This window comes from Butyricimonas muris (assembly GCF_046365375.1).
GTDB lineage: Bacteria > Bacteroidota > Bacteroidia > Bacteroidales > Marinifilaceae > Butyricimonas > Butyricimonas muris.
This window is the reverse complement of record NZ_JBKEIT010000006.1, coordinates 175,198-193,286: the sequence shown is the minus strand read 5'-3', so window position 1 is coordinate 193,286 and position 18,089 is coordinate 175,198. Positions and strand designations below refer to the sequence as shown.

The 18,089-nt window shown below is 43.4% G+C and carries 10 protein-coding genes; 1 reads left to right on the top strand and 9 read right to left on the bottom strand.

Annotated elements, in window-relative coordinates:
- Nucleotides 1-145: 145 nt before the first annotated feature.
- Both pyrF and prfA read right to left on the bottom strand, forming a co-directional pair.
- The gene (pyrF, locus tag ACK8P8_RS11760) at nt 146-973 is read right to left on the bottom strand and encodes an orotidine-5'-phosphate decarboxylase (RefSeq protein ID WP_369860530.1); all 828 of its coding nucleotides are present in this window, start codon (nt 971-973) and stop codon (nt 146-148) included.
- A gap of 36 nt (nt 974-1,009) precedes the next feature.
- Entirely contained in the window at nt 1,010-2,095 is a 1,086-nt protein-coding gene (gene prfA, locus ACK8P8_RS11755; RefSeq protein ID WP_186977357.1) for a peptide chain release factor 1, read from the bottom strand.
- A gap of 180 nt (nt 2,096-2,275) precedes the next feature.
- Between prfA and ACK8P8_RS11750 the strand changes: the two genes are divergently transcribed.
- Nucleotides 2,276-2,854 (top strand): sigma-70 family RNA polymerase sigma factor, encoded by a 579-nt coding sequence (locus tag ACK8P8_RS11750; RefSeq protein WP_227217182.1) that lies wholly within the window; start codon nt 2,276-2,278, stop codon nt 2,852-2,854.
- A 75-nt stretch (nt 2,855-2,929) separates the two neighbouring features.
- Here ACK8P8_RS11750 and ACK8P8_RS11745 read toward each other — a convergent pair whose 3' ends face one another.
- The 7 genes from ACK8P8_RS11745 to ACK8P8_RS11715 all read right to left on the bottom strand — a co-directional run bounded on the left by ACK8P8_RS11745 (nt 2,930) and on the right by ACK8P8_RS11715 (nt 18,076).
- The gene (locus ACK8P8_RS11745; RefSeq protein WP_369860529.1) at nt 2,930-4,486 is read right to left on the bottom strand and encodes a PKD-like family lipoprotein; all 1,557 of its coding nucleotides are present in this window, start codon (nt 4,484-4,486) and stop codon (nt 2,930-2,932) included.
- A 24-nt stretch (nt 4,487-4,510) separates the two neighbouring features.
- Nucleotides 4,511-5,179 (bottom strand): DUF4843 domain-containing protein, encoded by a 669-nt coding sequence (locus ACK8P8_RS11740; protein ID WP_369860528.1) that lies wholly within the window; start codon nt 5,177-5,179, stop codon nt 4,511-4,513.
- Nucleotides 5,180-5,198: 19 nt separating this feature from the next.
- Nucleotides 5,199-6,662 (bottom strand): RagB/SusD family nutrient uptake outer membrane protein, encoded by a 1,464-nt coding sequence (locus tag ACK8P8_RS11735; RefSeq protein ID WP_369860527.1) that lies wholly within the window; start codon nt 6,660-6,662, stop codon nt 5,199-5,201.
- A gap of 34 nt (nt 6,663-6,696) precedes the next feature.
- Entirely contained in the window at nt 6,697-10,095 is a 3,399-nt protein-coding gene (locus tag ACK8P8_RS11730; RefSeq protein WP_369860526.1) for a SusC/RagA family TonB-linked outer membrane protein, read from the bottom strand.
- A gap of 62 nt (nt 10,096-10,157) precedes the next feature.
- The gene (locus ACK8P8_RS11725) at nt 10,158-12,764 is read right to left on the bottom strand and encodes a zinc-dependent metalloprotease (RefSeq protein WP_369860525.1); all 2,607 of its coding nucleotides are present in this window, start codon (nt 12,762-12,764) and stop codon (nt 10,158-10,160) included.
- Nucleotides 12,765-12,807: 43 nt separating this feature from the next.
- Nucleotides 12,808-15,372 (bottom strand): zinc-dependent metalloprotease, encoded by a 2,565-nt coding sequence (locus tag ACK8P8_RS11720; RefSeq protein ID WP_369860524.1) that lies wholly within the window; start codon nt 15,370-15,372, stop codon nt 12,808-12,810.
- Between the two features lie 31 nt (nt 15,373-15,403).
- Nucleotides 15,404-18,076 carry a zinc-dependent metalloprotease gene (locus ACK8P8_RS11715; protein ID WP_369860523.1) on the bottom strand — a complete coding sequence of 891 codons (2,673 nt, stop codon included), beginning with the start codon at nt 18,074-18,076 and terminating at the stop codon, nt 15,404-15,406.
- Nucleotides 18,077-18,089: the final 13 nt, after the last annotated feature.

The window sequence follows — 18,089 nt, the reverse complement described above, 5'->3', positions numbered from 1 at the left end:
TCAAAGACGACTCCTATCGGCTCTAACTCGACTTTATTCAATAATCGCGAGCCGAATTCTTGAGAATCTCTCCTCGAATTGGGTATAAAAAAAGGAGGGATGTCAAAACACCCTCTCCTATTGTTCTTTATATGATAACATCAGATCAAATAATCCCTCTCGCTGCCAACAATTCAGCCATTTGTTGTTGCAACTTCACGGCTTCCTCGCGGGCACGGGTAGCAAAGTTCTCGGTTTTATCCGCGAAGATAATTCCGCGGGAAGAATTCACGATCAGACCACAGTGAGCGTTCATCCCGTATTTTGCCACTTCTTCAAGACTACCGCCTTGAGCACCGACACCCGGCACCAGCAAGAAGTGATTCGGCACGATGTCGCGGATGCCCGACAGCATCTCCGCTTTCGTGGCACCAACCACGTACATCATATTCCGATCGTTACCCCATTCTTGGGATTTATGCAATACTCTTTCATACAACTTCTCACCGTTTTCCTCGAAGAATTGGAAATCAAAAGCACCTTTGTTTGAGGTCAACGCTAACAATATCACCCATTTCCCCTCGTATTTCAAGAAAGGCGTAACGGAATCCTCCCCCATGTAAGGAGCCACCGTGATAGAATCGAACTCCAGTGTTTCGAGAAAAGCACGAGCGTACATCTCGGAAGTGTTCCCGATATCTCCCCGCTTGGCATCAGCGATCGTAAATATCTCCGGGTACTTGGATTTAATGTATTTCACGGTCTTTTCTAACGTGATCCATCCCTCAACACCCCGACTCTCGTAAAAAGCGATATTCGGCTTGTAAGCAATTGCCACGTCCGCCGTGGCATCCACGATTGCCTTGTTGAACTCGAACACCGGATCTTCGGCATCCATCAAATGTTGCGGTATCTTCTTGATATCAGAATCCAAACCGACACACAAAAAGGATTTCTTCTTCTTTACCTGCTCAAACAGTTCATTATAGGTCATAAAACTTTCAGCTTTTAATTTTTATCTTTTCACTTCCTAGAATCCGCTCTCTTTCAGCTTCTCCGTATTCTCCTCTATCTGCAATTTCTCGATAATCTCGCCGATCTCACCGTCCATCACTGCCGCCAGATTGTACAACGTCAAGTTTATCCGGTGATCGGTCACCCGTCCTTGCGGGTAATTATACGTGCGGATCTTTGCCGAACGGTCACCCGTGGATACCATCGTTTTCCGTTTCGTGGCGATCTCGTCCATATACTTCTGGTGTTCGATAGCGTAAATACGCGAACGTAACTCGGTCATAGCCTTCGCCAAGTTTTTCAACTGCGACTTCTCGTCCTGACAAGTCACCACGATACCCGTGGGGATATGTGTCAAACGGATAGCCGAATAGGTCGTGTTCACGGACTGTCCGCCGGGACCGGAAGAACAATAGGTATCTTTCCGTATATCAGCCGGGTTCAGAACCACGTCTACCTCTTCCGCTTCCGGCAATACCGCCACTGTAGCCGCCGAGGTATGCACGCGTCCCTGTGTTTCCGTTGCCGGAACCCGTTGCACGCGGTGAACACCCGATTCGTATTTCATGATCCCGTACACCCCGTCGCCCGATATATTCGCCACGATCTCCTTGTAACCGCCGGAAGTACCCTCACTATAATTCGTGATCTCGATCTTCCAACGCTTTGACTCGCAATACTTCGTGTACATACGAAACAAATCACCGGCAAAGAGGCTCGCCTCGTCACCACCCGTTCCGGCACGGATTTCCAGAATAACATTTTTCGAATCTTCCGGGTCGGCAGGCACCAACAACATTTTAATCTTGGTTTCCAGTTCCGGTATCTTCGCTTCCAGTTCTTCGATCTCCATCTCCGCCATCTCCCGCAACTCCTTGTCGTTCTCCGTGTTCAATATCTCTTGTGCCTCGTCATAAGATTTCACCGCACTCTTCAACTCATCACCCGCCTCCACGATTTGCTCCAGCTCCCGATACTCCTTATTCAGTTTCACGAAACGATTCATATCCTGAATCACCTCGGGGTCTGTAATCAACTGCCCGATCTCGCGGAATCGGATATAAAATACCTCTAATTTTTCTAATAGGGAATTATCACTCATATATGTCTAATTAGATTTGTCGCGAATTTAATAAATTATCAGGAGAAAAAAAGCCCCCACCCGGGAATAGAACAAGTGTAACATCAACTCTTTAATACTTTTAAGATAGAACACGTGTAAAATTGAGTTGAATATTTTATATTTGCATTATATTATACTCTGGATTTGAAGATATTGTACATGGATGAAAAGGAACTATTAAAAATGCTTTCGTCAAACCGAAATGAAGCATACGAACACTTGTATAATGAATATTATACGCCTCTCGTGTTGTTTGCCGATCATTATGTTTCCAATCAAGATGTTGCCCGCGATCTGGTTCAAGAAGTCTTTATCGCCTTACTGGACGTAAAAACAAAATTCGAGAACCTGTTGCATCTTAAATCATACCTGTACAACTCCCTTCGCAACAAATGCCTCAATCACCTGCGTCACGAGAAGATCAAACAAGAATTTTTGCAGGAAGAACTATATCTTAGTGATGAATTTTTCGAGCAGAAAACAATCGAGGAAGATGTCTATTCGTTACTCCTCTCCGCACTGGACAACCTCTCGCCACAAAGCAAGGAAGTCATGCTGTTATCACTCGAAGGACTGAGTAATGCCGATATTGCCGAACGCCTGCAACTCTCGGTCGAAACCGTGAAGTCCTACAAGAAAAGCAGCAAAAAGAAACTTACCGAATATCTTCTTTCCCGTAAGGATTACCCGGCATTCATGCTTTTTATGATGTTGCTCGAATTGTATCATAGTATTTAGATGAAGAGAATATACAAAGAGAGCTGAAATATGATTCATTTCAGCCCTCTCTTTCGCAAAACAAAAAGTATCGCTTTAATTCGATGTCCAGTTATTACCTCTCTGTATTTTATAACGTACATCCACTACTTTACCCACGTTAGCTTTCGCTTCGTAAACCACACGCTTGCTTTCATCATTTATTCCATCCTCCATATTCAACACGTAAAACTTCCCGTTCTCCAGTCCCACGCCTAAACGAAAACTCTGGTATGACTCAGAATCCAAGGCGGTAATATTAGCATCAAAATGCTTGTACAACTTCACGAATGTCTGCATATTATCATTACCGATAGTAGCACGTTCAATGATATACAGATCGGGTCCATGAGCTATCATCATATATGTAGATTTAGGATAAGCAGCCACGTTAAACAACGTGGTTTCATCCAAGATATCACCCACATCAAATTTCACTTGTATTCCCGGAGTTACTGAAACAGAAGACGTATTACTCATCTTCGCAATTACAAAATCCTGATAATAATAAACACCATTGGGATCTCTCAATATGGAATGATATCTATTTTTACCGGAGCCGTTTGATGATTCTCTATTATACCCGGTATAGATAACCTCCATATCCCCCAAATTGTCCAAACGGGAGAAACCATCCGGGTATTTGGACACGGTCAATGGCAATACCTTCCCAGCATTACTCTTATCCTTGTCAATTAAAGCCAGATAACGTTGGTGTCCTTTCTTTCCTTCCACCATCAGCGTGTAACCGGGACCATTGGACGGAGCGATAACAAAATCCGTCACATACAGGTCTTCCCCGTTATATTGCAACGGATTATCCAAGAAAGAACCGGTAAAATACGATTTATCGGATATCTTTTTCCGCGTGTACACTTTATGGTCTTTCTTATTGATAACCGCCGAAATCCATCTCATTTCAGCCATCTTCAACGGGGTAAAGTCAACAGGCAACTGTTCATCAATAAAACTCTCTTTTAATGTAATTTCTTTCTTAAAAGAAAGCCCGCTCAAATCCACCGTTTCCGCTCCATCCAATAATACCCACGTATTAGAGGATGATGTACCGAAATAAAAATGCTCCAATAATCCTACCGGCTTTCCGCCCAACTTGACGTGATTCTCTTGTTGATAAACACCCGGATTTTCCTTGTAGGCAAATCCTCCCGGAGCGGAAGCATTGATTGCTTCACTTATATAGGTCAGGTATGATTCGCCATCCTTTTCCGACAGGATCATCCACCCTTGGTTATTAAACTTTTCGGTCAAATTAAAAATAGTATATGCAGAATAAGTGATACCCGTTTTGGTATCCAAAACCCGAAGATAACAGTTCCCTTTCATTATCGTATCCACGTGGAAAGAAAGATTCCGCTTATCGGATAGAAATTTATTCTCCAATCTCCATTCATACGTTAATCCTGTTTCATTACTATCCAACGCAAACGTAAATACCGGTTCAATATTTATCGTTTCGTCGAAAGTTGCCGAATACATCGAGTTTCCCATATCAATGCTGATACTATTGCTTTCGGAATAATCATAATTCCCTTTATCTTCATAGCATCCCGAGAATGCCAGCAATAAAGCGAACAACCATATTATATTTTTCATCTTCATATTCTTTAAATGGTCAAATTAATTCACTGGAATAATTATCTCTTTTCCATTGTCCGTGATATTGTTGTCTTTGATATACTTCTTCAGTTCGATAGCGTATTTTCTCAATAACGGTTCCCCGACACCCGTGAAATCAGTTATACCGATACACGCGATCAAAGCATCGAGCTTAACCCGGGAATAACCTCCGAAATAGATTTGAAACGTAGCATCCCACCAAAGAGGAGCGGCATCTTTATCATTAAAACAAATCTTGATATAACGTTTCCCCACAAATCCCGGGTTAAAGTTCTCGTTAGCAACCACGGCAATCGTCAAAGTGTCCTCCCTCTCTTTCAAGACCGGAGTCTTCTTCAAGGTAACTTTAATCGTATCCTTATCCTGATTTGCCCCAAAAAGAGGTTGCGTGTCAAAATCATATTGTTCCGGAGAAGCCGTTGTCAAAGTATCCACGACCGCCAACCTAAAAGCCAAAGGGGTTGTCAGAAGGCGTCCCATCAAGTTGACCTCAAAATACAAATCGTAAGATTCAGCACCAACATATTTGGAGAAAGCCAAAACGGTATCCTGCTCCTCGGTCATGGTAAAATACACGTAACGCTCCAAGTCATAACGTCCTATCTGGTCTTTTTCACACGATGCCAGAAATATCGTCAAAAATATACTGATTATAATCCACCTGTTCATCTCTCTAAATTTTAATTCATTAAAGCGCTGATTCATTTTCCGGTAACGGCAACACGAAGTTTGCCTTTGAAGTCGGCTTCACGTTATATTTCTTATAGAAATGAAAAAGCTGACCTTCACCCCAAAATTCTTTTTTCGCATCTTCCAATATCAAATCATGAAATTCCTCCAAGTCGGATGCACCGATACGTCCGATAGTACACCCCCTTGCCCCTCTTACGTTTTCCAATTCCAATACTGCCTGACCGTATTGCCCGAGGCTCGCATAATACTCTCCCCGGATGTAATACATCTCACTCAAACGGATAACAGGAATAATACGTTTGTTTACCTCATTCATTTCTGATGCATTGTAATATTTACGGGTCAACACGTAATATTCGTTATACAGAGGACGTACTAATCCTCCATTTTGCGACACTCTCCTGTCCCCAGCATCTTCCCCAACAATTTCCTCCCAATCATCATAATCCATACCTAAATGAGATTCGCTGTCTTCCGTTTCGTCATAGTTCTCGAAATTCTCGGTCAATTTACGTTGGGAGAGTGCAAAAATCAAATCATTATACATTTTCGTATTCACGGAGAAATTCGACTTATCGGTAAACGTGAATACATTATTATTATTCTCATCTACAAAATCAATCACTTCCGTCGCCATATCCGCAGCCTCTTCCAAACGATCGGCATAAAAATATAAACGAGCCAAAGCAGCCGTCACTGCCGTGTAATTCATGCGGAATCCCCGATAATTAAAGAATATATCCGAAGGTGCGTTACCCGAACTGGCACCACCCTCGTAGCGGAGGTCTGTCCGCAATAAATAAAGCATGCCTTCCAACAAATCAGTCGTGGCCAATATTTCACGAGCTTTCAACAAATCCGCTTCTATCTTCTTAATCATATCCGGAACAGACAAATACGATTCCATTAAAGAAGGAAATTTATCAAAATAAGGCATATACAACTCGTTCCCCGCCTCTTTCAATGATGGTGCAAAATAACGTAACAATTCAAAATGCATAAACCCTCGACAAGCGATAGCTTCCCCGTGAATCATATCCCGTTCGATGCGTTTTTCTTGAAACTTTACCGTATCTTCTTGACTGATATTCTGAATCAAGTTATTACAATTGGCAATCACATTGTACCCTTTAGACCAGATATTCTGAATCAGCGGTTCCAAATTCTTGTCATCATACAAATATTGTACTGCCCGATTGTAAGGTTTAGAATTATGTCCCAAATTCCCCTTATAATAATATTGAGCAAGTACATCCGCAAATCCCCACGTCAATTCCCGCCCCCACAATTCACTGGATGACATGTCTTTATATATACCATTCAAAGCTGTTCTATAACCACTGCCCGAATTAAAGAGGTCTTCTTCATCCGCTTCATTACTCGGTTTTACATCCAGCCAATTGCCACAGGCACTGAGTAACAAAGGTATAATCACATATAGTATATTAATCTTTCTCATATTTCTATTTTTTCTTCTATCACAAAAGGCTCATTTAAAAAGTAGCTTTCAATGAAAAATTCATCGTTCTTGCATACGGATAACTCAATCCTCGCTCCTGTTTCACGGTACAGAAACGTGCCAAATCATTAGCACCTACTTCAAAACGTAACATACCTAAACTTGCTTTTTTCGCCCATCTCTGTGGCAAATCATAACCGAGAGAAACAGAATTTAAACTCAAAACATTGTAATCCTCAACAAATCGAGTGGAAGGCTTCGTCATCACGATAGATTTTTTTCCACTTTCCAATTTTTTGAATTTAGCATTATCACCCGGTTTTTTCCATCTTTGAGAAAGTACTCGTTTATCCACGTTTTTATTGTACACGTCAGCATTTTCTACTTTACTTACCAACGTTGAATTATAACGTTGTCCCCCGTACTCGTACATGAAAGTAGCGTATAAAGACAATTGTTTATATCTAAAACTGAAGCCGAAAGAACCTTGAATATCCGGTTCCGTGTCGCCGTAACTGATCTGGTCGGCGGAATCCCATACCGTGGTCAATGTCCCGTCTCTTTTTTCCAGTATCTCATTTCCCGTCGCCGGGTCAATCCCATGCGATTTCACCACCGAAATAGCCGTAGTCGATACTCCTTCCTCGAATTTTTTATACGGCTTGATTGTCTCGGTCGTATTGCGCAATTCTTCATACTTTGCATCAACACGAGCATTATAATCTTTTAAGGAAGAGGAAATTTTCAACATCTTATTCTCGTTATGGGCAAGGTTAGCGAAAATAGAAAAATTCATATCCCTGTTACTAATAATATTGCTACGCACACTGACCTCGAACCCGCGATTCAATATCTCGCCCACGTTATCCTTGTACGTGGTGAAACCGGTAGAACTCGGTATAGTTACATCATTCACCAAATCCACCGTTTTCTTGTTATACCAAGAGGCAGTCACGTAAAACAATCTGTCAAGGAAACCTATATCCACACCTAAATCCGTCGTATAGGTGGTTTCCCAACCCAAATTTTTATTTCCCATGGCAACCATAGAAGCTCCCATCCCGGTTTCATACCACTCCAATCCGTCGATGTTATACACGGTTTTCGCCGCATAAGGCTCAAAATCCACTTTTCCTGTCGCTCCATAAGTCCCGCGCAATTTTAACTCATCAATAAAACCGATATTTTTTATAAAATCATAATTGTGCAGAGCGATACCCGCACCCAATGACCAAAATAATCCGGTTTTATTATCCGTTCCGAATTTTGAAGAACCGTCCACGCGCAATGAAGCATCCAATAAATAAATATTATTATAGCTATAATTCAACATCCCCAAGAAACCGAATAAACGACTCTTGTCATCGCCATTCGACGGCTTCTCGTACACATCCTGCGCGTAATTGGGAGAACTAAAATCCCCGGACGGAAATCCACGATATTGAGTTGACACACTTTCAGCCGAACTCGAAGTCGCATTAATACCTAAAGAAAAGTTCACGTTGTGTTTCTCAATCGAGCGATTATAGGCTAACACGACACTCATATCCCAGCCCAAACTCTCGGAAGTAGATACAGTCAACTCTCCCGCAACAGCATTGGAAACATCCAATTCATTCGTATTTCTTTTAGACAGCGGATCGATAAAATTGCGAGTTTTATTGTTTGTTTTCGTTACAGTAAACTGTCCTTTAACCTGTAAATAATCATTAACATACCAGTTTACACTTAAATTATTTATCAGTTCATTGTATTCTGTACGATTGAAACTCTTCAATCCGGCTTCATACAATGGATTAATTGGAGGGTCGGAATTCAAATGCCACGATTCCAAAGTCCGTTTATAAGTTCCATCCGCATTTTTGTATTCATCATACGGTAATTTGGTCGTGTAATCGGAAAAAGCCCCATAAGGAGAATCAGCCGAACGTGTTACCCCATAGGAGATATAATTCTTCACTTGAAAAGATTGAATCCGGTAATCTAAACTCAACCCCATACTAATACGGTCACGATAAGATTTTTTCATGACTCCGTCTTCATTATTGTATCCTAAATCCACTCCGAAACGAATATCATCAGTACCCCCATCGACATACAAACTATGTTTATGGTTAAAAACTGTACGCAACGGTTTAGACAACCAATAAGTATTCACCCCACGTACCACATTGTCCAGTTTTCTATTGTACTCTCGGTCCAATAGATATTGGTCCATCGGTTTATCGCTTTGGTAAATTCCGGCAGCAACTTCCGTTTCCAATTTCTCTTTAGCATTCATCAAGTTATAATCAGTAAGATCAGGCATTGTCAATGTTCCGGTCATGCTGTATGAAACGGAAAGCTTTCCGGGTGTCGGGGCAACGGTGGTAATCACAACCACACCATTTGCCGCACGGGAACCGTACATGGCTGTCGCGGCAGCATCTTTCAACAAGGTGATATTCTCAATCCGGTTAATATCCATATCATACAATTTGGTAACCGAAACTTCGAATCCGTCCATGATGAAAAGCGGCAAGTTCGGGTTATTTTTCAAATTAGACTTTGACAAAGCGTCTGCATCCAATTCCTTTACTCCAATACCGGAACGACCGCGAATGTACAACTCCGGCACGGCATTCGGATCGGAACCCCACTCCGTGTTTTCTTGTATACGAAAAGACGGATCGAATGTCTGTAAGGCTGCTAAAACATTATTTTTAGATACTTTCAGCAACTCATCCCGTTCCACTTTTATCGCATTTCCCGTGAAACTTTTCTTATTGATGTTACCATATCCCGTGATCACCACCTCTTCCATCTCCATTTTTTCTTCCACCAAACGGATAGATAAAGGTTTATCATCATTCTTGGTATCATTGCTGACCACCACTTCTTTCGTGACCATACCGACAAAGGAAACGACAAAAACGGTACTGTCCATCGGGACAAAAGTGACTTTAAATGCTCCGTTCGCATCGGTTGCGACCCCCATCTTCGTTCCCTTGAGCATGACTGTCGCACCGGGTAGCAGTTCGCCCCGCTCATCCATCACGACTCCCCGGACGGTGCGTTCTTTTACTTTCACGTCCTTTTTGTCATTCGCTTCTTTCAACTTAATCACGATGATGTTGTTCACGATGTTGTAAGTATAGTTCGTGTTTTTCAAACAATACTCCAGAATCTCCTCCACGGAAGCGTCTTTAAATACTTTCGTCACGGAAGGAATCTTGGCGATTTCTTCAAAATTGTACAGCACATCATAAGATGTTTTACTTTTCAACTCCTCCAGCACCTGTTCCATGGTTGCATTCTGGAAGGTCAACGATAACTTCTGCGCCGCGGCAGGAGTTACCTTGAGTACGCACATGAAGCAGAGTAACAAGACTCCCTTCAGAATACCCGAGTGTAAAAAATTTTCTCTCATTTTTTTCTCAAATCTGAAATTCATATCCTACGGATTTTGTTAGTAATAATTCTGACTCAAGTAGTCCGGGCACCCGGACTACATATTTAGATCTTAGGCATGTCCTTCCACGAACGAGTCATCAGGAATAACAAATAATCATAATGAGCTCGTGTCCGGGCATCACCCGTATAGCGTTGCTTTTTAAGCAACTCTTTTATCTTATCGTACACGGAGTACCACAAATGTTTCTGGTTATCCGCCGCAATGTTTTCCACCACCCAACGATGTCCGAAAGCTTGATGTTCCGGTTCTTGCGCGGCTTCTTCTTCCAATTCTTCATCCAAACCGGCGTTTACATCTGCCTCTGTTGCATAATATTGCCCGAACCATCTTACCCGACCGTTAATATCGACATCATTACGCACGTTTGAAATGAATTCCGCTTGCATCACTCGCTCCTCATCCGTCAACGCCCTTCCCCGTTTCGTGGGTTCGAATACAAGTTCATATAAATCCTCGATATACTCTTTCGGACTATATGAGTTAGGATCACGATGATAAGTCAAAGATATGCGTTTGGTCTGATATAAATCGGTAATCACGTTTTTTTCCTTCACGACATAAGATTTCAAAATTTTCATCGCTTGAGAACCGTTAAAACTTAGATTTTTGATTACCTCTTCCTGATCCAACCACCTTAAATCTTTCAACTGCTCGATCACGAATTTCAAAGAAGCTCGTTGCACCTCTTTCGGCACGACTGTAAGCGTCGGATTCGGATCACCCACGAACGGTTCATTCAAGTAGAAAGAACCGATATTTCGGTACACGTTGAACAAATATCCCTTTACCTGTGCCACGATAAAGCGATACATGTCATTCCGGTAATTATAATCCCGGTCTTCCTCATCCATCCATTCGTTCATGTGCTCCATGATATATTTCAAGTTCTTGAGCCCGTAAGCACTGGCTTTAATGGCATCGTCACCCAAATCGTACGATAATCCGCTGGGGTCGAAGGTCGTCAACAGATATTGTTCGGGAGCGAAACGATACATCGGATCGCCGGCTTTCTCGGCAATCCACCCGGCAACCACCTTATTCTCCTCTTCCGGCGTATTCACGCCAAATACAGGTTGGTATGCCACTTTTATAACATAATAGTCATACGTCCCCAGTTGAGGTACTAAAGCTACCCCTTTATCCTCCGGTTGAGCCACGTAATTAAAGCCGATATTATCCATCACGGAAGCCGTAATCCCGTACTTTTGGGTATAGGAAGCCGAACGCAAAGAATCCGTCGGGATAGCAGCCGAACCTGCCATATTATTAATCAATCCTAACGTGTGTCCAATCTCGTGACGCACGGCAGCCCGAATAGATTCTCCCTGCAACTCATCCGACAATTTCAAGTGGCGGGCTCCCTCGTCAACTTGCGAGGTCTGCACGAAACGTTGAATGTTATTCCATTTCAACAAGTCATGAAACAAGAATAGAGAAGCGTTACGCATCTCGCCATTACGAGGATCTACCCAAGAAGCGTCTTTCATCATCGTCACTACACCCGTCGACACGTAGCGAATCGTGTTATATTTCATATTATCCGGATCGAACTCGGGATCATTTGTCGGGTAATCTTTTACCTGAATGGCATTTTTGAAACCGATAGCCTCGAAAGCCTTATTCCAATCCAAAACACCTTGCGCCACATGCGCACGCCACGCTTTAGGAAAATTAGGATCCAGATAGAACACAATCGGTTTCACCGGTTCTGTCAATTTCCCTTGTCGATAGGCTTCCACATCCGCGGGTTGAATATCCCAACGCTCCATGTAATGTCTTTCAACGGAACGATCGACCTTGGTTGTCATATTCTCACAAGCAGAAGTTGAGATACCTACCCTCGGGTCTGCCAAACGGGGACGCATTGTCGGATGCTCCGGCAACAGCATGAAGGTACGATTCACTTTAGCCGTTAAGGGTTCGCTCTTCGAAATCACGTATTGTCCGCCCATAACCAAATCAAACCAATATCCCAGACAGGAAACAACAGACACGTTATCCTCGAAAGCCTTTGTGCTCACCACGTATGACAAATCCTTTTTAAATTCAGGGGCTATCCCGGCACGACCGTACTCCTGCGTACGTTTCCCGCTACTGAAAGGAGTCATATCCTCATCATGCCCCACAAGGAAATCCGTCATATCAAACACGATAGCCGTACTATCGGCATTATACGCCAACACGGGGAATGAATTGATAAGCGGATGAATACTATTCATACGGATAGCCTCCTGCACCCCCTCTTCACTCGAATCCGAATATAAAGGAAGTTGACCATTACGACTGATTTCACACATCATCAGGGTACTGTCCTGCAACGAAAAAGCAAAATGTTTCGGGCGGGTTCCCATCAATCCCACGGTACCGCTCCCCATGTCGGAAGTCTCCACGATCTTCGAGCCCAACAAGAACTCTCTGCCCAACAAAGAAACCGGCAACTCGAAATAGATTTTACCGTTCACCAAATGTAACGTCATAAAACCTTTCTTGGTATCGACCTTCTTACCTTTAAAAAGTTTGTCGTACTTGCTCAATTTCTCCACCTTCTCCGTGTCCTTTTTCTTTTTATCCTTTCTACCGGCAGCGTGAATATCCGTGAAAGCCACCAGTACAAGGAGAACCGTGAATAAAACAAAACTTCTTTTCATCTGTTTATATTTTTATTTTCTTATTTATCAATTAATATCTCGCTCATTTCCAGTTACGCACATCCTCAATCTTTTCCAAAAGGAAGCCGTAATGACTCCGGGTTTCCCGTGAACCGCCGTTCAGTCGGGACTCCATTAATTTCTGTACCCGAATCAACAGCCCATGCCATAAATGCGCCTGATTATCATTAGACAGGTTCGTCACGTAATATTGGAAACCGAATCCTTGTACCGGCAACACGGGATTTATCTCTTTCGCCAGCGTTTCCACTTGAGTCTGCCTTCTCTTCTTGCCATCTCCTAACCGATGATTCGGAATCTGTATCCGTTTCAATATAGCACACACGACCTCATACTGTAAAGTACGTTCGGCCTTCGTGAGATTCCTGCCCTTTATTGTCGATGCCCACACATGCGCGTATATATCATCAAGGTATTCTTTGGGAGAATAACTCTTCGGGTCCCGGTAGTAGCCCAAGGATACCCGTTTCGTGTTCACCAGTTCCTTGGCAAACTTTTTCACCAGAATTTCTGACTTCGGCGTTCCTACTGTCAGGTTTTTAGTCACTTCCGGGGCATCAATCCAATCCAACGTGCGCAATTGCTCCATCACGAATATCGCGGCACGTTTCTGCTTCTCCTTGGGCAACACGCTGAAAGCGATACGCCCGTCCCCGACAAAACTCTCGTTCAAGTAATATCCCCCGACATTCAACAAAGCATTTTTCAAGTATCCGGCGAACTGATTGGCAATTCCCCGGTACATATCTATCCGGTAAGTATAATCCCGGTCTTCCGCATCCAACCAACCATTCATGTTTTTCAAGATATATTGCAAATTCTTGATACCGTAAGTCCCGGCTTTCACGGCATCGTCGCTTAAATCTTCGGTCAACGCGCTCGGGTCATATTCGTCGTACACCTGCTGCTTGCCGTAACGATACATCGGATCTCCGGATTTAGCCGCAATCCAAGATTGTACCACACGAAGTTCTTCCTCCGCGTTCTTCGCCTCCGGTACCGGACGATATCCCACTTCAATAGCGTAATAATCATACACACCCAAATCCGGCGGAGTCAAACCGACTCCTTTATCTCCCGGTTGCGCAATATAATTATAACGGGCATAATCCATGATAGAAGGCGTAGTCCCGTATTTCCGGGTAAATGCCGCACTCCTCAACGAATCAGCGGGAAAGGCTGCCGAAGCTGCCATATTATGCATCAATCCAAGACAATGCCCGACCTCGTGAGCAATAATATAACGCAGGCTCTCGTGCATCACTTCATCTGACAATTTAGGGGTACGTACACGCTCGTCCAGTTGTGCCGTCTGCACGAAACGCATCTCGTTCACCAATTTCACGATATCATGATATACAAATACCGAAGCGTTCATAATCTCACCCGTGCGAGGGTCTACCCAAGAGGGTCCCATGGCATTTTCAACCCCAATCGGTGCATAACGCACGCAAGAGTATTTCAGGTTATCCGGGTCAAATTCCGCATCATCTCTCGGGAAATCCTTCGATTGAACGGCATTCTTAAAACCGATACGCTCGAATGCCTTGTTCCATGTCCGTATGCCTTCATGGATAGCGTTCTTCCATGAAGCGGGGAAAGTATTATCCACGTAAAACACGATCGGTTTCACCGGTTCTACAAGTTCTCCCCGCTTGAATTTCTCCATGTCCGAAGGTTCCAGATTCCAACGATGCATAAAATAAGTTCGAGTACTCCGGTCTACATCCATCCCCATATGTACACGAGATGAAACGAAATACCCAACTCTGGGATCCGCCAACCGCCAACGCATCATATCCTCCTTTTCCGGTAACAAAATCATGGAACGATTCACCTTCATAGTTACCTGTTCAGCATGCCGATACCCCGTGTTCTTACGGGTAAGTACCTCGTGATAAGTCAACACCGAACAAATCGAGATATTATCTTCGAATGCTTTAAAAGAGTCCAAGTATGACAACGACTTATTCAATGTCGCTTTTCTCGTCAACAAACCGAATGCCGCAGTCTTTCCATACGGGTCGAAAGGATCCATTCGCTTGTTATCACCCAAAAACATTTCAGTCACATCGAAAACCACCGTGGTAGTGTCCCGATTATAAGCGGCAATTTTAAAGGCTTGCATCAACGGGATAATCGTACTTTTAGCCACAGCCTGTTGCATTCCGACCTCGTCAGCATACACGTTGGGACGAGTGCCATTCGTCACCTCCTGCATATACAGCGTGCTGTCAATAATATTGAATTTCACATGCAACGGCTCCGATGCTTTCTGCCCGACCAACACGTTCCCGTTATTACTGATCTCGCTCACCGTCGTTCCGAGCAGGAACTCCCGGTCCAAAAGATTCATGGGCAACTCGAAGTATAACTTCGCCCCGATCTTATGAATCGTCAGCAATCCCTTTTTAGTTTCCACCTTCTTCCCCCGGAAAAGGCGATCGTACTTCACGGAACGCTTCTGGGGAGCAGGTGCATCCGCCTTCACCTCTTGTTTCTTTTTCCCTTTCGCGGCAACCTCTCCGGTCACAAGAAACAAGAGTCCCATGATGCAGATGAATAACCTGTATATTCTTATTCTCATCTTCAAACACTTAAAGTATTAATCACCCTATTTATTTTGACTTCATAAAATCCTCCACGATAGAAAGCAAATAAGTATAGTGCGCACGAGTTTCATACGAGCCACTATTTTTCCTTTTTTCCATCACGGCTTTCACTTTTGTCAATAATTGATAATACAAATAGTTATTGTTATTCGTCGACGTGTTGAATACATAATAAATATAGTCAAACCCGGCACGCTCGTTCAATTCATTCATCTGATTCAATGAATGATAGTAATCCAACATATCGCCTTGGAAATTACCTGAAACAACCGGCATATCTCTCAAATGATCAAACAATTCCATTTGTTGATACACGGGTAAATCCGCACGAGGTGACAAAGCATGTACATCCCGATTCATCTCGGCCGCAAGCAATTCATCCACTTCACCTCTGGGAGTGAGAGGATCTGCCCCTTTAATTAAATTCTTCAACACTTCGGTTTGCAGGATACGCTCACATTCCGTGGGATTCGTTCCCTTTATCGCGGAAGCCCAGATACTCTCGTATAAATCCGTCAGATATTCTTCCGGCGAATAAGCATCTTTATCCCGATAAACAGCCAGCGACAAACGTTTAGTGTTCAATAGCGAACCGGCAAAATTTTTCAACATCAACCGGGCTGTCGATCCGTCCAGCGGCAAATTCTTCACCACGTCGATGTTATCAATCCAATCCATGTCTTTCAATTGTTCAAACAGGAACTGTGCCGAACGTTTCTGCATCTCTTTTGGGACAATGGCAGACGTGGCGTAAGGATCACCGACCATATGCTCATTGATATAGAATCCCCCGATATTCATATTCACGTTATACAAATAACGCATATATTGAGAAGCTATTGCCTGATAAATATGGAATCGATAACTATAATCCGCATCCTGTCCATCCAGCCACTCGTTCAAATGACTCATGATATATTTCAAGTTCTTGATACCGTATTCCCCGGCTTTCACTGCATCGTCACCCAAATCTTCCGTCAAGGAAGTCGGGTCAAATACCCCGTAATAAATTTGTTGTTTCCCGTAACGATACATCGGGTCACCAATCTTATCCTCGATAATTTTGTTCAAGTGAGGAACTTCCTCTTCCGTACTCTTGGCATCCGGGAAGAAACGATATCCCCAGTCTATCGCGTAGAAATCATATACACCCAAACGAGGCGGAGTTAATTTCACCCCTTTGTCTTCGGGCTGAGCGATATAATTAAACCGGGCATAGTCCATGATGGAAGGCGTCGTCCCGTATTTCTCCATAAACTCTTTATCACGATATTTCTCTACCGGGATTGAAGCCGACGAAGCCATATTGTGCATCAAACCGAGGCAGTGCCCAACCTCGTGCGCCACAATATAACGCATACTCTCTTCCAACACATCTTCCGGTAATTTTGTCGTGCGTACACGGGGATCCACTTGCGAAGTCTGCACGAAACGCATATCATTCACCAATTGGATCACATCATGATAAATGAACACCGAAGCTTGAATAATCTCACTATTCCGGGGATCTACCCAAGAAGGCCCCATAGCATTGGCGATACCGATAGGCGCGTAATAAACACAGTTATATTTTAAGTTGGCAGGATCAAACTCAGGATCATCTTTCGGGAAATCTTTCGCTACCATCACGTTTTTAAAACCGATCTTCTCGAACGCTTTGTTCCATTCCAACACGCCCTCTCTTACCGGTTTTTTCCATGCTTCCGGGAATTTGTCATCCACGTAGAACACGATCGGTTTCACCGGTTCCACCAACTCCCCTCTTTTATACGCCTCCACATCTTTCGGACGAATATCCCATTTATTGGCATAAGTCTGTATCTGCACCTCATCCGCATACCGAGTCAATTTCTCTTTAGATGAAGTGAAATAACCAATCCGAGGATCCGCCATACGGGCATGCATAACAGGTTCTTCCGGCAAAAGAACAAAAGAACGGTTCACTTTTATCCGCACGGGTTCTTGATAAGCAATCATCACGATTCCCATGTACAACAAATCCTGCGTGTAACTCAGGCAAGAGGTAATCGACATATTGTCCTCGAACGATTTCAACTGATCGACATACGACAGGTTCTTTTTAAAAGAAGCCCGACGGGCGCATGCCCCGTACATAGTCTTCTTCCCGTTCGGATCAAAAGGATCAAGCCGCTTGTTGTCACTCACCAAAAAATCAGTCATCTCAAACACGACGGCAGTACTATCCGCATTATGCGCTTTCACTTTAAATCCCTGCATCACCGGACATCCCACTCCCTGTGCCAAGGCAGCAAGAACACCTTCTTCCTCGTAATCCGTGAATATTTGACGACGAGCTCTATTGGTCACTTCCCGCAATTCCACCGTACTATCGCGAAGTGTAAACTTTATATGTAAGGGTTGTTTCACCTTCTGTCCCACCAATACATTCCCGTTATCACTAATCTCCGAAACGGTGGAACCCAACAACATATCCCGCCCCATCAAGTTTAATGGAAATTCAAAATAGACCTTCCCGTCCATCTTGTGCAATGTAACCATCCCTTTCACTGTTTCCACCTTCTTGCCTTGGAACAGTTTCTCGTAAGGGGTTACCTTTTTCTCCTCTACCTTTTTCTTCTTCCTCGTTCCGGCGCTAAGCGGTTCTGCCGCGGAAAGCACAACAAGACAAGTAACAAAAAACAAAAAAGTTCGTCTCATAATAATCATCATT